Raw genomic sequence first — 17,668 nt, forward strand, 5'->3', positions numbered from 1 at the left:
AAATAAAATAGCCCTGAAAATTCCAGGGCTATTAAAACCGTATCATCTAAATTAAACCTCCAATATTATTTTACTCTTCTCTTTCCCTTCCATCATTTCAACACTTCTGTTTATAAAATTAGTAAGTTCATTGCCTTTTAATAATCCCTGTGAAAGCAAAGCAAGGTCTGCTAAATTTCTAACTTCTTTTTCCTGTTTATCTTTATTTTCTTCGTTCAATATTTTTTGATATACCGGATGATTGCCGTTTACGGTAAGCGTAACTTCCTCCGGTAAATTTCCGTAAAAACTTCCCATTCCTCCACCTCCGGTCATGGCCATGTCTTTCATTCTTCTCATAAATTCCGGGCGTGTAGCTATAACCGGTAGTGTGTCTGCTGATAATCCTTTCACTTCCACTGAAACATGCAATTCGGGAATTTCAAAGTGAAACATATCTTTCAGTTTCAGCTGATCATCCTTGCTTAATACACTATCAATATGATCGCCTTTATCAATCAAGTTATCGGTTATATCAGCGTCAACACGTACAAACTGAACGTCGTTCCATCTCATTTCCATATTGTTGATGAAAGCTGCATCCACAATAGTTTCCAGCTTTACAACGATATAATTTTTTTTCTTCGCAGCTTGTATATAACTGTTTTGTTGTACGGGATCAGTAGTGTACAACATTACCAGCTTTCCATCTTTATTTTTTTGTAGCGTTTCAGTTGCGGTGCGATATTCTTCAAGCGTGTAGAATTTGCCTCCATCAGCATCTTCAAACAAATTAAACTTGTTTGCCTTTTCCAAAAACTTATCATCCGTTATCATTCCGTACTTTACAAACAATCCAAGGCTCTCCCATTTTTCTTCAAAAGATTTGCGATCACTTTTAAAAATTTCATCCAGTTTATCCGCAACCTTTTTAGTGATGTAAGAATTTATCTTCTTCACATTCGGATCGCCCTGCAAATAACTCCTGCTTACGTTCAAAGGAATATCAGGGCTATCAATTACGCCATGCAGCAACATTAGAAATTCGGGAACAATATCCTTCACTTCATCAGTTACAAACACCTGGTTACTGTATAATTGTATTTTATCTTTCTGAATTTCGAAACGCTGTTTTACTTTGGGAAAATACAATATGCCAGTAAGGTTAAACGGATAGTCAACATTCAAATGAATCCAGAATAATGGCGCTTCGCTGAAGGGATATAATTCTTTATAGAAATCCTGGTAGTCTTGGGGGGTAAGATCAGCAGGTTTTTTCGTCCATGCCGGATTTGTGTTATTTATTTGTTTATCCTCAAATTTAATCGGAACGGGTAAAAATTTACAAAATTTTTCAAGCATATTTTGAATCCGCTCAGTCTCCAAAAACTCTGCACTTTCTTCATTAATGTATAAAATAATATCTGTTCCCCGTCCTTCTTTTTCGGTTTCTTCTAAAGTATATTCCGGGCTTCCATCACATTCCCATCTTACTGCTTTGGCATCTTCTTTAAAGCTTTTTGTAATGATCTCAACTTTATCACTCACCATAAAAGACGAATAAAAACCCAGCCCAAAATGCCCGATAATATTGGCCTCATTCTTTCCTTTATATTTTTCCAAAAATTCTTCTGCACTGCTAAACGCAACCTGGTTAATGTATTTATCAACTTCTTCAGCAGTCATCCCGATACCTTTGTCGGAAATTGTTAATGTCTTTTTTTCCTTGTCAATAATAATGTTAATGTCGACGTTATCGATATCTCCCTTAACTTCTCCAAGGGAAGAATAGGTTCTCAATTTCTGCGTTGCATCAACGGCATTACTCACCAGCTCACGAATAAAAATTTCATGGTCGCTGTACAAAAATTTCTTAATAATTGGGAAAATATTCTCGGTCTGTACTCTTATACTTCCTTTTTGCATGTGTGGTATTTTTTTGCTTTAGTTTTCAAAAAAAATGCCACACTATTTATGCTGACAACATGTCAATGAATCGCCATTATTATTTCTCCGCCTGCACACTCCCACTTCCTGTGGTATGAATTTCAGGATTTTGGGGATTCCCGGCATAATATATGTCGCCGCTTCCAAAGGTTGAAGCTTTGAGGTGAACGCTGGCAAATACATGCACATTGCCGCTGCCAGAAACCCTAACCGTCGCATTTTCGCTTTGAAGAGCGCCGCAATTAATATCTCCGCTCCCGCTAATATTGCCTTCAAAATCTTTGGTTCTACCTTTTAAGGTTACATCGCCCGAGCCATTTATATTAATAGAAACTGCCGGAGCATCCAGTGCACCTTTTATATTTCCTGAACCTGAAACGCTCATTTCAATTTTTTGCGAATTTTTAAGAACATCGCGGATATCCACATCTGCCGACCCTGAAACGATTACCTTGTCAAGCGAAGGCGCAGTTACATATACTTTTGCATGATCGTTACTTATTGAAGTGTTATTCTTATAATGTATATTTAACGTACCATCATTGTTTACGTCGGTAACAATATAAGAAAGCAAATTATCGTCATCTTCCGCTGCTACAGCATAAGTATCACCACTGTTTATTTCGATGTCTATTGAACCGGAAGTTTTTACAGCCCTGAAATCTCCGGTATTTCTTTTTTCCGAACGGATGTTGCCGTTTCCGGAAATCATGTTGCAGGAACTGAGCATTAAAACGAAGGCCGCTATGATCGGAAAATATTTCATCGTGTAGTTTTTAAAGATTATCAGTCGGCAAGATACAAACTTCAATAAACTTTTTAACTTCGCAGCAAATGACGCAAAAAATACTGATCCTCGATTTCGGCTCACAATACACACAACTGATTGCCAGGGCCGTTCGGGAGGCAAATGTGTACTGCGAGATTATTCCCTTCAATAAAGAAATAGAATTTACAAAGGAACTTAAAGGAGTTATCCTTTCAGGCTCTCCTTTTTCTGTAAATGAACAAAATGCACCTTCGGTTGATGTAAAATCAATCGTGGAAAAAGTACCCGTCCTTGGAATATGTTATGGTGCCCAACTCACATCAAAATTGTACGGCGGAGTTGTTGAAAAAAGCGATAAGCGTGAATATGGCAGAGCAAAGTTGCAGGTTAAAGACAATCATGAAGTGTTGAGAGATGTAAAAAATGATTCGGATGTGTGGATGAGTCATAGCGACACAATCGTGAAATTGCCTGAAAATTTTTCATTGTCTGCAACAACGCATAGTATTCCGGTTGCCGCCTTTAAATATGAAAATGAAAACGTGAAACTTTACGGGTTACAATTCCATCCGGAGGTTTATCATTCTGCCGAAGGCAAAAAAATTATTAAAAATTTTTTAATAAATGTATGTGGATGCACGCAGGATTGGACACCGGCGCATTTCATTAATGACACGGTTGCATCCATCAAAAATACCATTGGCGATAGAAAAGTGATCATGGCTTTAAGTGGCGGCGTCGATTCAACAGTGGCAGCAACGCTCATTCATAGAGCTATCGGCAAGAATTTGTTTGGAATATTTGTAGATAACGGTGTATTGCGAAAAGATGAATTTCAACAGGTGTTGACCTCGTGCAAAAGCATCGGATTAAACATAACAGGCGTAGACGCAAAAGATCATTTTTATGCAAAACTTGCCGGCAAAGTAAGCCCGGAAGAAAAACGAAAAATTATCGGAAAATGCTTTATTGAAATTTTTGATCAAGAGGCACATAAAATCGAAGGAATAGAATTTTTAGGACAGGGCACTATATATCCTGATGTAATTGAATCAATGTCCGTTCATGGTCCTTCTCAAACTATCAAGTCGCATCATAATGTGGGCGGTCTTCCGGATTATATGAAGCTTAAGCTGGTAGAGCCTTTGCGCTCGCTTTTCAAAGATGAAGTAAGAAAAGTTGGCGCCGAACTTGGTCTTCCTTCGGCACTTTTAAATCGTCACCCGTTCCCTGGTCCGGGCCTTGCCATAAGAATTTTAGGAGAAGTAACGGAAGAAAAGGTGCACTTGTTGCAACAAGCAGATGCCATATATACTAATGCTTTATTAAAATACGATTTGTATGCAACTGTTTGGCAAGCTGGTGCTATCTTACTCCCTGTTAAAAGTGTAGGCGTAATGGGCGATGAGAGAACTTATGAATTTACTGTGGCACTCAGGGCGGTAACTTCTGTAGATGGTATGACGGCGGATTGGGCTCATCTTCCTTATGAATTTCTTGCCCATGTTTCTAATGAAATTATTAATAATGTAAAAGGTATTAATAGAGTTGTTTATGACATCAGCAGTAAACCACCTGCAACAATTGAATGGGAATAAGTGTTGGTTCTTTTTGCAACTATAGCTGGGTAATTTATTGAATAATGTATATTGCTAATAGGCTTTAATTTATGAAGAAAAATATTTTGATTTTGTGCCTTTTTATGATTGCAGCATCCCCGCAAACATTATTTGCCCAGAACGACACAACGATTGCACCACCCGTAACTTACCATATAGCAATATTTGCTCCTTTATATCTCGATTCTGTTTTTTCAAACGGTCAATTAACTTCCGATAATTCAATTCCAAGACTTATTTTGCCTGCAGTTGAGTTTGTGCAGGGGGCCCATATTGCTCTTGATACTTTGAATATTAATGGAAAATCTGTAGAAGCGTCTATTTACGATTCAAAATCATACCGGCAACCAATATCATGGCTCATTAAATATAAAAAGCTTGATAAGGTTAACCTGATTATAGGATCAGTAAAAGATCCCGATTATAGAGAATTGGCTGATTTCGCACTAGAAAAAAATATTCCTTTTATTTCTGCAACCTATCCTAACGATGGGGGCATACTCGCAAATCCATTTTTGGTTATTGTTAACTCAACATTAAAGGCTAACTGCGAGGGCATATTTAGTTATCTTTTACAAAAACATGGAACCGATAAAATTTATATCGTTAAAAAGAAAGGCGATGACAGGGTAGAGAATTATTTAAGAAGCATTAATTATGAGGAAGGGAAACCGTTATTGAATATTAGGACTATTATGGTTGATAGTACTATATCTGCCTATAGCTTAATCAATAGAATAGACACCTTACACACTGCCGTTATTATTGGAGCAACTTTAGATGAAGATCTGGCAAAAAGCCTCGCTGATGCATGTTATGCAATTCAAAAAAAACATTCCGTGGTTTTAATAGGAATGCCCAACTGGGACGGATTTAGAAGCCTATATAAAAAAGATGCTTACACCGATTTTCCCATACGCTATACCACCCCTCACTATGAAGCAAAAAATAATTTAGCTGACAGTTTATTAATAAAGAAGTATTTCCAATTATACAGGACGAAACCTTCGGACATGGCTTATAAGGGTTTTGGAGTAACCTGGTATTTCACAAGCTTGCTGCTCAAATATCCCGGTGAAATTATGTCTCATCTAAATGACAGCACCCTGTCTGTTTTTCATAATTATAATTTCCGGCCGGTCTACATCGAAAAGCAAAACAAAACACCTGACTATTATGAAAACAAACATCTTTTTATAATGGAAATTCTAAACGGAGATGTCGTGAGAGAATGGTAAGTAACCGATGCTTTAAGCGTTTTTCTTTTTGCTATAGATTTACATAACAATAAAATTTCTTCTGCAAAGTATTACTCAAAAAATATGAGAACGGAAAGATTACAAGCTTTTAGTGATGGAGTACTCGCCATAATAATTACCGTAATGCTATTGGAAATGAAAATTCCACATGGTGATGAATTAAATGATCTCCGGCCGATATTGCCGGTGTTCCTCAGTTATATTCTCAGTTTCATTTATATAGGAATTTACTGGAGTAATCATCATCACATGGTGTATAGTGTGAAACATGTTAACGGCGCGGTGTTATGGGCAAATACTCATCTACTCTTTTGGCTTTCATTAGTACCATTTGCATCGGGATGGATGGGAGAAAATAACTTTACCAAATGGCCCGTGGTAGTATATGGAATCATTCTTTTTATGGCGGGCTTAGCATATTATATACTTGCGCAGGCCCTCGTAAAACTGCATGGGAAAGATTCAACATTAGCAAAAGCTATTGGAAAAGATAGGAAAGGTATTATTTCAGTTGTAATATATCTTGTTGCTATTGCCGTCGCATTCTATAATCCTGCGATTAGTTTATTTCTTTATGCTTGCGTCGCCGCCATGTGGCTCATTCCAGACCGCCGAATTGAAAAGACTATCATAAAGGAATAAAAATTTTCTATGTAGATTGATTGTATTCTGAGCTAACGCTCCTATTTCATTTCTGCCTACCTTAGGAGCCTTGTTTATCCAAAAAAATACTTACGCCTATTTCATGAAAAAAAATATTTCGTACTTACCCTATTTATTTCTTGCAAGCGTATTCTTGCTTCCTCCGGCCTTAAGGGCACAACAAATTAATTCGTCGTTATTCAGCAGTCTCCATTGGCGAAGCATCGGCCCTTATCGTGGAGGAAGAACGGTAGGCGCCGCAGGCGTTCCACAACAACCAAATGTATTTTACATTGGCGTAAATAATGGTGGCGTTTGGAAAACTACTGATTATGGAAGAACCTGGTTTCCCGTTTTTGACGAACAATCAACCGGTTCAATCGGTGCCATTGCAGTTGCGCCGTCAAATCCCGATGTTATTTATGTAGGCAGCGGAGAAGGTTTGCATCGCCCTGATCTCTCAACCGGCAACGGAATGTATAAATCAATAGATGCTGGCAAAACATGGACACATCTTGGCTTGCAGGACGGGCAACAAATTCCTAAGATTGATGTTGATCCCAAAAATCCTGATAGAATTTTCGTTGCTGTGTTAGGCCATCCTTACGGACCGAATAAGGAAAGAGGAATTTACAAATCGGAAGACGGAGGAAAAACATTTACTAACGTTCTACACGTAGACGAAAATACAGGTGGAGACGATGTATTGATTGATCCAAATAATTCAGATGTTATTCTTGCCACATTATGGCAATCACGGGAAGGTCCATGGGAAAATGGCGAATGGTCTGGGACAAAAGGAGGAATCTATAAATCGACAGATGGTGGTAATACGTGGAAGAAATTGTCAAACGACTTACCAACTGATATGGTGCAAGCACATATCGCCATTGCGCCATCGTCATCAAACATTGTGTATGCAGTGGTTGGTACTGATAAAGAAAACGAATACGGAACGGGAACAGGAATGGGGCTTTTCCGTTCAGAAGATGGAGGAGAAGACTGGCATGAAATAACCGAAGACGGAAGGCCGCAGGCAAGAATTGGCGGTGGTGACGTTCCAACAATTATGGTGGACCCCAAAGATCCCGAAACGATATATAGTACCAGCATCGTCGTTTGGAAATCAGTTAACGGTGGTAAAACATGGACGGGTATTCGCGGAGCGCCTGGTGGCGATGATTATCAAAATATCTGGATCAATCCTGACAACACACAAGTAATGTTGGTAACTGGCGACCAGGGAGCCATAATAACGGTAAACGGTGGCGACACATGGAGTTCCTGGTACAACCAGCCTACTGCGCAATTGTATCATGTGAGTGCCGATAATGCTTTCCCTTACAATTTATATAGTGGCCAACAGGAAAGTGGTTCTGTAGGTATTGCTTCAAGGGGTAATGATGGAGAAATCACCTTTCGCGACTGGCACCCGGTAGGCGCCCAGGAATATGGATATGTCGCGGCAGACCCTCTGAATTCAAATATTGTGTATGGTGGCAAATTATCTAAATACAATAAACTAACCGGGCAGGTTCAAAGTATAACTCCGGCGGATAAACGAAATTCCGGATATCGTTTTGTCCGCACCGAACCGGTTATTTTTTCACTTGTCGATCACAAAACATTGTACTATGCAGGGAATGTCTTATTCAAAACCGTGGACGGTGGTAACAATTGGCGGGTCATCAGCCCCGACCTGTCAAGGAAAAGTTGGGATATTCCAGCAAGTGTAGGAATTTATGCCGACGATGCTGTAAAAAAAATGCAGAGGCGAGGGGTAATATATTCAGTAGCTCCTTCACCAATTAATATTAATACGATCTGGGCAGGAACGGACGATGGGTTAATTCACATTACTAAAGATGGCGGCAAAACATGGAAAAATGTGACACCTGCAGCAATAACATCATGGAGCAAAATATCTATGATAGATGCCGGCCACTTCGATGTGAATACCGCCTATGCTTCCGTAAACAGGTTAAGATGTGATGACCTGCTCCCTTACATCTATAAAACAAACGACGGCGGAATAACCTGGAAAAAAATTGTAACCGGCTTACCTAACGATCCCATAAACGCAGTAAGAGAAGATACCGAAAAGAAGGGACTGTTGTTCGCCACATCAGAAACCCAGGTTTACGTTTCTTTTAATGATGGCGACAACTGGCAATCACTTCGTTTAAATATGCCTGCCACATCTGTACGTGATCTAATTATTAAAGATGACGACCTGGCGATTGCCACCCATGGCAGAGGTTTTTGGATACTAGATAACATGACATCACTAAGGCAGATTAATAATAAAACAGGTGAGCATAACATTTTATTTAAACCAGCAAATGCAACAAGAGTACGATGGGATAACAATACTGATACTCCTTTGCCGCCAGATGAACCTGCCGGGCAAAATCCTCCTGATGGCGCCACTATTGATTATTATTTAAGCGGTAAGGCTAACGGAGAAGTAATACTCGAAATTATCGATGCAAAAGGTAACCTTGTAAGACGATTCAGCAGCAACGATACTTTATATAAAATTCCCGAGGTTGACATTCCTCTTTACTGGATTCGCCCGCAGCAAATTTTATCAGGAGAGCGAGGTTCACACAGGTTTATATGGGATTTACATTATACCCCTCTCAACCTTCCGGCATCCTATCCTATAGCGGCAATTTATAAAAACACAGCACCCGAATCCACTTCTCCCTGGGTGGTGCCGGGGAATTATACCGTTATATTAAAAGTGAATAATGAAACTTTTTCGCAACCATTAATTATTAAAATGGATCCAAGAGTAAAAACATCTGCAAAAGATTTGCAAAAGCAACATGATCTATCTATGGTTTGCTACGAGGGCAGACTACAAATTATGAAAATCTCAAGACAGACCGTTAGTATTCATAATCAAATTAAAGAATTACTACCCAAAACAAAAGGTGATCTGCATGCATCGTTAAGCAGTTTGGATGAAAAAATAATAAATGTCGAGAATGCAAAAACTATAGATAAATCGAAAAGTTTCAGCATGGTAAACACTTCATTCAGTTCTCTCTTCAGCAGATTACAGGAATCGGACATGCCACCAACGAGCACCTCCGTTGAATTAGTAGGCAGCTCAAAAAAAGATTTTGAACAACTCGAAGCAATTTGGATGAAAATTAAAACTTCAGATATTTCTTTAATTAATCGTGAAATAAAAAAAGCCGGCCTGCCGGGCATTGTCATTTAGAATAAAAAAAATAGAACATGTATACAAACGAAGAAACCCTCGACCCTGCTGACTGGTCAAAGATGGAACAACTTGGAATGGAAATGGTAAAAGATATGATGCAGTTCCTTTCCACGGTTCGCGAACGAAAAGTTTGGCAGGAGCCACCACTCGAAGTAAAAGATTTTTTTAATCAAAGGGTACCCACAGAGGGACAAATGCATGAGTCAATTTATGAAGACTTTAAAACTAAAATCCGGCCATACCCTACTGGCAATATTCATCCGCGTTTCTGGGGTTGGGTAATGGGAACCGGAACGCCTTTTGCTATGCTTGCCGACATGCTTGCTGCAGGCATTAATATTAACCAGGGCGGCGGCAACCAGGTGGGTGGGCTTGTAGAAAAACAATTGATAGATTGGTTCATTGAATTATTTGGGTTTCCTGCTGGTGCAAGCGGGCTGCTCGTAAGCGGCGGTTCAATGGCAAATCTTATTGGCATTACTGTTGCACGATATGCGAAAGCCGATTTTGATTTGCGTAAAAAAGGAATATATGGTTCTCAAAAAAGAATGATGGTATATGCTTCAGCAGAGGTACATAATTGTGTAAACAAATCGGTTGAACTTTTGGGACTGGGAAGCGATTCCTTACGATTAATACCCGTTAATGATAATTATGAAATTAACATTGACAATCTGCATCAACAAATCCAGGAAGATGTTAAGCAAGGTCTGCAACCCTTTTGTGTTATTGGCAATGCGGTTACTGTAAATACCGGTGCCTGTGACGATCTTAATGCTTTAGCCGATTTGTGCAAAAAAGAAAATCTATGGTTTCATGTGGATGGCGCAATTGGAGCCATGCTCAATTTATCTGAAAAATATAAACATAAAGTGGCCGGAATTGAACGGGCTGATTCGCTGGCGATGGATATGCATAAGTGGATGTATGTGCCGTATGAAGCTTCGTGTGTGCTTGTACGTAATAAGAGTACCCATTATAATGCATTTTCTTTGGAGGCCGCCTATCTTCAGCATGAGAAAAGAGGCATGGGTGGCGGCGATATTTGGTTTAGTGATTATGGTGTTGAATTATCAAGAGGCTTTAAAGCCCTAAAAATCTGGATGTCAATAAAAGAGCATGGTATAAAGAAATTTGGCAGAATGGTAACCCAGAACGTTGAACAGGTGCAATATCTAAAACTACTTGTAAACAATAACCCTAAACTGGAATTAACAGCCCCCGCACCACTTAACCTTCTTTGCTTTCGGTATAAAGGAAATTTAACTGACGAAGAACAATTAAATTCTCTAAATAAAGAATTGCTGTTTCAATTGCACGAGAGCGGCGTAGCACTGCCTTCCTACACAATATTGAAAGGCAAATATTCTTTAAGAGTTGCCAATACGAATCATAGAACTATCAGGGAAGATTTTAAGATTCTAACAGACAGAGTTGTTGAACTTGGGGAAAAATTGGAAAATTGATTTTGCAGGTTATCCTTTTAGATGTTATTTATGCATTACTGCCGACTGAACTAATCTACCTTTATTTACTGAAATGGGAAGGCTGAAATAGAATGTGCTCCCCTTTCCTTCTTCACTGTTTAACCAAATTTTTCCGTTATGCCTTTCTATAATTTCTCTGGAAATAAACAGCCCCAGGCCTAAGCCGGGGTAAGTATGCAGATTATTCCCGGTTACCCTGTAAAACCGTTCAAATATTTTATTTTGCTGGGCCTTGTTTATGCCGTTTCCAAAATCCTGTACAGAGCAAATCGCTGCATCACCTTTTTTTTCCAGCCTTACGATAATCTCCTTACAGTCGGGACAATATTTAATTGCATTACTTAATAAGTTTGATAGTACCTGGCTTATTCTTTCCCTATCGGCATACAATTGCAGCGGAATATTTTTTTCAATAATGACATTATGAAAAACATTAGTTACTTGTATTTCGTCAACTTTTTCTTTTATAAGTTCGTCTAGCTGAAAAAAAGTTTTATTGTATATCAACTTTCCATTCTGCATTTTTGATGTGTCGAGCAAATCAGTTATCAGAGAGGTTAGCTTATCTATCTGGCTGTCCATTTTAGCAAGCATAGACGCCCTTCTGTCGTCTGCGTTTTCGATAGCATCCATTTGCAGAAGTTGCGTATACGCCTTTAATGAAGTCACCGGTGTTTTCAACTCATGGCTTGCAATACTTAAAAAATCATCTTTCCTGTTCATAAGTTCCAGAGTCTCCAGCTGCACTTTATCTTTTTCAGCTGTTAGCTCACGAAGATCTCTTTTCATTTTTTTAATTGAATTGCCCAACAAATCTTCTTCGCCTCTTGGATTTACCTTCACATCAAAATTTCCAGATCCTATCAGGTTGGCCGCGTGAGCGAGTTCTATATTATTTTTGTCAATCTCCAGTATAGAATCCGCCAGGTTACCCATTACATCATTCGGCATATTCGTTAATCTTAATCCGGTACCGCCGGCAGATATTTTTTGAGCCGCTACTTTAAGTTCACTCAACATCTTACTAATTACTCTTATCGTAAACAGCACAAAACTTATAACTAAAACTATGGCAGCAATAAGAAAAATCAGCGTCCTGTTTCTCGAGTTCACCTCCGCATTGTAAATATGATCCATCCCTGCTTCAATCGTTATTCCTAAATCATTCCCTTCTTTTTTTAATACATCAGTACCTTTTGATGAAAGTATCCACCAATCTTCTGCACTTATTGATGTATCCGGTAGCGATTTGGCAACAAGGTTATCGATGTAAGCCAGCGTAGCATTTAGTGCAGTTGAATCCTTTAGTTTCTTGTAGGCAAGAATCGATGCGGGTGAGGCTTTTAACAAAAATTCAGCCTCGTAACTTTTTAAAAAATTATATGTTGTAATATTTTGCGAAAAAGTTTCCTTGTTATATTTTTTTGTATATAAAGAGGTATAAATATTCGTTCTGATGATACCAAGAAGTGTGACCATTTCAAAAAGCGTCTTTTGTGCAATCAGGTCTTTATAAACCGGTTGTAAAAAAGCATTGCTCGCAGAAGCTACAGAGATTAGTGTATTAAGTCGTGAGATTACGCTGGTATAATATTTCATCAGCTCATCCGCCGGGAAATTGCCGGAAGAATCTATCGAATTGCGAATCCTGGATAATTTATTCAAAAATGTGTAGTCAGCAAATTGTGAAATGGCCAGATCTTTACTTTTATCGAGCAATGCAATAACCGCGTCTGTTCGGGTCCTTTGTAATATGATGTTGCTATAGTTGGTCTTTTTTAAAGCGTATTGGAACGAATATTTTCGTTCGTTTTCAAGTTCACTCATAAGTTTCGCCACGTTTTGCGACTCATGAATATGTTCGATATAATCTGCTATTAATTTTACCCGCTGCTTTTTATCATTATACAATTGTCCGGATAAGTAAATCAGAAACAGTACAGGAATAATGCCTATTAGCATTAACTTGATTGAAAGAGGTAATTTTCTGAAAAAGGAATTCATGTTGAGATCCTGGATTTGAGATAAAGTTACAGAAGGAGAAATAAAAATTACACAATAATTAAATTATAGATTATCTACTACCCTTTACATATCATTAGTTGTAACAAAATGAATCTATTTCGAAAATGCATTTCATATCCCACCGTTTCTTTCTAACTATAAAAAAGAAAAAAAATTTCGTTTCAGAATATTGATTATTATACCTTTAACCTTCATTTCGTTCCAACCATAAAATTTTAAAATTATATTTTAACAATGAAAAAAATTCTCACAGTGCTTCCTTTACTTTTCTTAATTGCGTCTTGTGGAGGCAGCAGCGATCAACAAAATTCAGCCAATGCAACATCCGATACTGCCACAGCAGCAAAACCCGCAGCCAGCGATCTGTCTTCCAATCCCGATTATGAAAAAGGATTAGCGTTAGTAGCAAAATCAAATTGCTTAACATGCCACAAAGTAAATGAGAAGTTAATTGGACCGGCATATAAAGACGTTGCCAACAAATATGCAGGAAACGATACAGCACTCACTTACCTCGCTCATAAAGTAATTTCGGGCGGTAAAGGAGTTTGGGGAGAAGTAATGATGACGCCCCATCCCGAGCTAAGTGAAGCTGATGCAGAACAAATGGTTAAATATATCCTTTTGCTGAAGCAATAGAATATTTGGTGTTGATTTTCCGGATTAATAACTCATAATAATAAAGCCCTTCTCGAGGGCTTTTATTATTAAAGAGAACTCATGATATAGATCTATATCGAAAACTTTTAGGAAAAACAAATGTTACTAAAAACAGGGTGCCAATCAGGCAAGCATTTTGTAACTTTCTAACAAATGAATGACTTAATCACATTTACTGATAAAGGGCTTTATTGTGAGAAAGGAGATTTTTTTATTGATCCGTGGAAACCGGTAGATAAAGCAATTATTACTCATGGCCATTCAGATCATGCATATTTTGGCCACAAGTATTATTTATGTCATACTGATACAAAATCCATACTTCAATTACGACTTGGTGAAAATAATTATCAAACGCTACAATGGAATGAACCAATTTACTTTAACAGCGTAAAAGTTTCGTTGCATCCTGCGGGCCACATCATTGGTTCATCGCAAATAAGAGTTGAGTGCAAAGGAGAAGTTTGGGTTGTAAGTGGCGACTATAAATTAGAGGACGACGGCCTGAGCGGCAAATTCGAGCCAGTGAAATGCAACACTTTCATTACTGAATCCACTTTTGGATTACCCATTTATAAATGGAAACCGCAACAGGAAATTTATGATAACATCATAAACTGGATCAATAAAAATAAAGAAAATGGCAAAGCAAGTATAATACTTGCTTACAGTTTGGGCAAAGCACAACGTGTGTTACAGGCAATCAAAGAAACCACCCAAACCATTTACGCACATGGGGCTATTTTTAATATGCAACAAATGCTGATAGATGCTGGATGGAATATCGCACGAGTTGTAAGAGTAACTCCCGAGACCCCTAAAGACTTATTAAAAGGTGCCGTCGTAATTGCTCCTCCTTCGGCAGATGGAACTACCTGGATGAAAAAATTTGCCCCTTATTCCGTTGGAGTATGTAGCGGCTGGATGCAGGTAAGAGGTAATGCGAGAAGAAGAAATGTAGATGCAGGCTTTGCATTGAGCGATCATGCTGACTGGGACGGATTACTGGAAGCTGTGAAAGCAACCGGCGCCGAAAGACTTTACGTTACTCACGGATTTAAATCTGCGTTTACCCGTTACTGTAATGAAGAACAAATTGCTATTGCGGCAGAAGTAAGAACGCAGTACGGGAATGAAGAAGAGGAGATAACTGGAGAACTAGCAAAAAACGAAAATGAGAAAGAAATTACAGTGTAGCACAAGGTGATGACAGAGAATCTAAATATTATTAACGCAAAGGAAAATCCCGGAAATGACACAGACACTTCCGGGCTGGAGTTGTTTGCACAACTGGTCAGTGAATTAAGTTCTTCAACAAAAACAAATGACAAACTCCAGATCCTTACCGATTATTTTGCCATTGCTCCGGATAACGATAAAGTTTGGGTGATAGCAATTTTCAGCGGGCGAAGACCCAGGCGCACAGTGAGTTCCAGGCTCATGCGGGAATGGTCAGCAGAAATCACCAATTATCCATCATGGCTTTTTGATGAATGCTATTCTACTGTTGGTGATCTTGCTGAAACACTTGCCTTGCTTTTGCCAGAAACAAAAAAGGAAGAACAGAAGAACAAAAGTTTATCACATTATTTGGAAACATTTATATCAATTGAAAAACAGGATGAAGCGGTAAGAAAAAAATTTATTATTGAAAGCTGGAACCAGATGAATCGTGATGAAAGATTTGTGTTTAATAAATTAATAACCGGCAGCTTTCGAATAGGCGTTTCACAAAAAACAATTGTGAACGCATTAGCGAAAACAATTGAATTATCATCGTCAATAATTGCGCATCGAATTAGTGGCAATTGGGATCCTTCAACAACTTCGTTTGATAATCTACTAAGTGAAGCCGCATCGTTAACTGATTTTTCAAAACCCTATCCCTTCTATTTAGCCTATGCCTTAGAAGAAGAGCCAGAAAATTTAGGTGACCCTGGCGAATGGCAAGCCGAATGGAAATGGGATGGCATTCGTGGCCAACTGATTAAACGCAATAACGAACTATTTGCGTGGAGCCGCGGCGAAGAATTGATGACCGATAAATTTCCTGAATATTATATATTGAAAGATCTTTTGCCTGACGGTATCGTTCTCGATGGAGAAATTATTCCGGCGGTGGATGGCAAACCCCTGCCCTTTTCAGTTTTACAAACCCGCATTGGGAGAAAAAATATTGGTAAAAAACAATTGGTTGATGCACCAATAAGTTTTTTTGCATACGATCTCCTGGAGTACAATTTCGAAGACTGGCGTTTTAAGACACTTACGGAGAGAAGAAAAAAACTGGAAGAAATTATTCTTCCCATAAAAATTCCTGCCATAAAAATTTCGGAAATTATCAGCTTCACTTCGTGGAAAGAATTGTCGGAATTAAGAAATAAATCGCGGGAAGTGAATAGCGAAGGAGTGATGTTGAAAAGAAAAATATCTGACTATAAAGTTGGAAGAAAAAGGGGCGATTGGTGGAAATGGAAGATAGATCCTTTAACGATAGACTGCGTTATGATCTATGCGCAGAAGGGAAGTGGACGAAGGAGTAATTTATACACAGATTACACTTTCGCCGTAAAAGACGGCAATCACCTGGTTGCATTCACAAAGGCTTATTCAGGTTTAACTGATAAAGAATTTGCCCAGGTTGATAATTTTGTAAAACGAAATTCAATTGAAAAATTCGGGCCGGTGCGAACCGTAAAACCCGAACTGGTTTTTGAAATTGCTTTTGAAGGTATTGCAGCCAGCAATCGTCATAAAAGTGGCGTGGCATTGAGATTCCCGCGAATGAGTCGTTGGAGACACGACAAAACCGTTGATGAGATAAATACATTAGACGATTTAAAACAAATGCTCAATATCTATGGTAAATAATCTATCTGGTTCCTGGTTAAAGAAAATTTAGATGATGTTAAACCCATAAAAAAATTTTGATTATAAAATAACTTTGCCTTCGTGAAATCGAAACTTATAATATTTTTTCTCGCTTCTATTATTGTCGCTCTTAGTTTTTTTACAAAAGAAAAAAAGAAGGAAGATCCTGTCTATATTGAAGCATCGAAACAAAGGGCGGGTAATGCTGAAGAAGGCTATAATTATCTAACAACAGGTGATTATTTGAAAAGCGGAATTCCATTTTCATTCTTTCAAATGGGTATTGGCAAGAGCGCCGAAGATTTGGGAAGAGAAGGAATTAACAAGGGTATTCCTTATTCATTCAACGCCGTAATCGCACCAAATGGTGAAAAGATCGTGTCACCAAACTGCCTTCAATGTCATTCACAGGAATTCAATGGTAAATTGGTAATTGGCATGGGCAACTCATTATCTGATTACACAACTGATCATTCCGGCACGGCCAGGCTCCTGGAAAAATTTCTGAAGAACGGCCCCGGCAACAATTTAAAATATGATGCTGCTAAAAACTTTATTCAATCTATTGAGGCGGTTTCACCTTACCTCGTAACTGAAACTAAAGGAGTAAACGTCGCGGACCGGCTTGCCGCCTTACTCGTGGCTCACAGAGATCCAAAAACTTTCCGTTGGAAAGACAGCTCACAGATGCCCATACCCGAAGAATTAATACCTACCGACGTGCCACCCTGGTGGTTGCTCAAAAAGAAACATGCCATGTTTTATAATGGATTTGGGAGAGGAGATTTCGGCAGATTTTTAATGGCTTCTAATTTACTAACGGTTACCGATACAAGTGAAGCAGCAGAAGTGGATAAACACTTTAATGACGTGCTTGCGTATATTTATTCACTGCAGCCACCAAAGTATCCCAAGGCAATTAATGTAAAACTTGCTGACGACGGCCAGCTTATTTTTGAAGCATCCTGCTCCGGCTGCCATGGCAATTATGGTAAAGATGCTGATTATCCTAACCTCTTAATTCCGGAAGAAACTATTCAAACTGATTCTTTACTTTATTCATCAAATTATAGTAGTCCTCAATTTGTAGATTGGTTCAATCAAAGCTGGTTTACAACAGGGGACCATCCTGCAAAACTTGTACCTTTTAGAGGATACATTGCGCCGCCGCTGGA

At 38.6% G+C, this 17,668-nt stretch carries 12 protein-coding genes; 9 read left to right on the forward strand and 3 right to left on the reverse strand.

All coding sequences use genetic code 11. From position 1 onward, the window contains the following. Positions 1 to 51: 51 nt before the first annotated feature. Both htpG and ACO1O5_RS12335 read right to left on the reverse strand, forming a co-directional pair. Positions 52 to 1,905 carry a molecular chaperone HtpG gene (gene htpG, locus ACO1O5_RS12330; RefSeq protein WP_486270609.1) on the reverse strand — a complete coding sequence of 618 codons (1,854 nt, stop codon included), beginning with the start codon at positions 1,903 to 1,905 and terminating at the stop codon, positions 52 to 54. A 79-nt stretch (positions 1,906 to 1,984) separates the two neighbouring features. Continuing rightward, a complete protein-coding gene (locus ACO1O5_RS12335) occupies positions 1,985 to 2,692 on the reverse strand; it encodes a head GIN domain-containing protein (RefSeq protein ID WP_486270611.1) in 708 nt (235 codons plus the stop codon). A 68-nt stretch (positions 2,693 to 2,760) separates the two neighbouring features. On the opposite strand from ACO1O5_RS12335, the gene guaA reads away from it, so the two are divergent. The 5 genes from guaA to ACO1O5_RS12360 all read left to right on the forward strand — a co-directional run bounded on the left by guaA (position 2,761) and on the right by ACO1O5_RS12360 (position 10,916). After that, positions 2,761 to 4,293, forward strand: coding sequence for a glutamine-hydrolyzing GMP synthase (gene guaA, locus ACO1O5_RS12340; protein ID WP_486270613.1), 1,533 nt, complete (start codon positions 2,761 to 2,763; stop codon positions 4,291 to 4,293). Positions 4,294 to 4,364: 71 nt separating this feature from the next. Further along, positions 4,365 to 5,552 (forward strand): ABC transporter substrate-binding protein, encoded by a 1,188-nt coding sequence (locus ACO1O5_RS12345; RefSeq protein WP_486270615.1) that lies wholly within the window; start codon positions 4,365 to 4,367, stop codon positions 5,550 to 5,552. Between the two features lie 84 nt (positions 5,553 to 5,636). After that, positions 5,637 to 6,215, forward strand: coding sequence for a TMEM175 family protein (locus ACO1O5_RS12350; protein WP_486270617.1), 579 nt, complete (start codon positions 5,637 to 5,639; stop codon positions 6,213 to 6,215). Between the two features lie 103 nt (positions 6,216 to 6,318). Beyond that, positions 6,319 to 9,447, forward strand: a complete 3,129-nt coding sequence (locus ACO1O5_RS12355) for a WD40/YVTN/BNR-like repeat-containing protein (RefSeq protein WP_486270619.1) — start codon at positions 6,319 to 6,321, stop codon at positions 9,445 to 9,447. A 17-nt stretch (positions 9,448 to 9,464) separates the two neighbouring features. Further along, positions 9,465 to 10,916, forward strand: a complete 1,452-nt coding sequence (locus tag ACO1O5_RS12360; protein ID WP_486270621.1) for a pyridoxal phosphate-dependent decarboxylase family protein — start codon at positions 9,465 to 9,467, stop codon at positions 10,914 to 10,916. Between the two features lie 24 nt (positions 10,917 to 10,940). Here ACO1O5_RS12360 and ACO1O5_RS12365 read toward each other — a convergent pair whose 3' ends face one another. After that, positions 10,941 to 12,899: an ATP-binding protein gene (locus ACO1O5_RS12365; RefSeq protein ID WP_486270623.1), complete on the reverse strand. Its 1,959-nt coding sequence runs from the start codon at positions 12,897 to 12,899 to the stop codon at positions 10,941 to 10,943. Between the two features lie 297 nt (positions 12,900 to 13,196). On the opposite strand from ACO1O5_RS12365, the gene ACO1O5_RS12370 reads away from it, so the two are divergent. From ACO1O5_RS12370 to ACO1O5_RS12385, 4 genes are all read left to right on the forward strand, one after another. Beyond that, positions 13,197 to 13,601 (forward strand): c-type cytochrome, encoded by a 405-nt coding sequence (locus ACO1O5_RS12370; protein ID WP_486270625.1) that lies wholly within the window; start codon positions 13,197 to 13,199, stop codon positions 13,599 to 13,601. 174 nt (positions 13,602 to 13,775) lie between these two features. Next, positions 13,776 to 14,819, forward strand: a complete 1,044-nt coding sequence (locus tag ACO1O5_RS12375) for a ligase-associated DNA damage response exonuclease (protein WP_486270627.1) — start codon at positions 13,776 to 13,778, stop codon at positions 14,817 to 14,819. 9 nt (positions 14,820 to 14,828) lie between these two features. Then, on the forward strand, positions 14,829 to 16,493 hold the full coding sequence (locus tag ACO1O5_RS12380) for an ATP-dependent DNA ligase (protein ID WP_486270629.1): 1,665 nt from the start codon (positions 14,829 to 14,831) through the stop codon (positions 16,491 to 16,493). Between the two features lie 81 nt (positions 16,494 to 16,574). Then, positions 16,575 to 17,668, forward strand: a 1,094-nt coding sequence (locus ACO1O5_RS12385; RefSeq protein WP_486270631.1) for a c-type cytochrome, incomplete at its 3' end; no start/stop codon positions are given.

The organism is Ginsengibacter sp., from assembly GCF_057362405.1.

What these genes read in the sequence shown, in the direction of transcription:
- ACO1O5_RS12370 (WP_486270625.1), top strand. Translation starts at nt 13,197, where the DNA reads ATGAAAAAAATTCTCACAGTGCTTCCTTTACTTTTCTTAATTGCGTCT.
- ACO1O5_RS12350 (WP_486270617.1), top strand. Translation starts at nt 5,637, where the DNA reads ATGAGAACGGAAAGATTACAAGCTTTTAGTGATGGAGTACTCGCCATA.
- ACO1O5_RS12365 (WP_486270623.1), bottom strand. Translation starts at nt 12,899, where the DNA reads ATGCTAATAGGCATTATTCCTGTACTGTTTCTGATTTACTTATCCGGA.
- guaA (WP_486270613.1), top strand. Translation starts at nt 2,761, where the DNA reads ATGACGCAAAAAATACTGATCCTCGATTTCGGCTCACAATACACACAA.
- ACO1O5_RS12355 (WP_486270619.1), top strand. Translation starts at nt 6,319, where the DNA reads ATGAAAAAAAATATTTCGTACTTACCCTATTTATTTCTTGCAAGCGTA.
- ACO1O5_RS12380 (WP_486270629.1), top strand. Translation starts at nt 14,829, where the DNA reads ATGACAGAGAATCTAAATATTATTAACGCAAAGGAAAATCCCGGAAAT.
- ACO1O5_RS12375 (WP_486270627.1), top strand. Translation starts at nt 13,776, where the DNA reads ATGAATGACTTAATCACATTTACTGATAAAGGGCTTTATTGTGAGAAA.
- ACO1O5_RS12360 (WP_486270621.1), top strand. Translation starts at nt 9,465, where the DNA reads ATGTATACAAACGAAGAAACCCTCGACCCTGCTGACTGGTCAAAGATG.
- ACO1O5_RS12335 (WP_486270611.1), bottom strand. Translation starts at nt 2,692, where the DNA reads ATGAAATATTTTCCGATCATAGCGGCCTTCGTTTTAATGCTCAGTTCC.
- ACO1O5_RS12345 (WP_486270615.1), top strand. Translation starts at nt 4,365, where the DNA reads ATGAAGAAAAATATTTTGATTTTGTGCCTTTTTATGATTGCAGCATCC.
- htpG (WP_486270609.1), bottom strand. Translation starts at nt 1,905, where the DNA reads ATGCAAAAAGGAAGTATAAGAGTACAGACCGAGAATATTTTCCCAATT.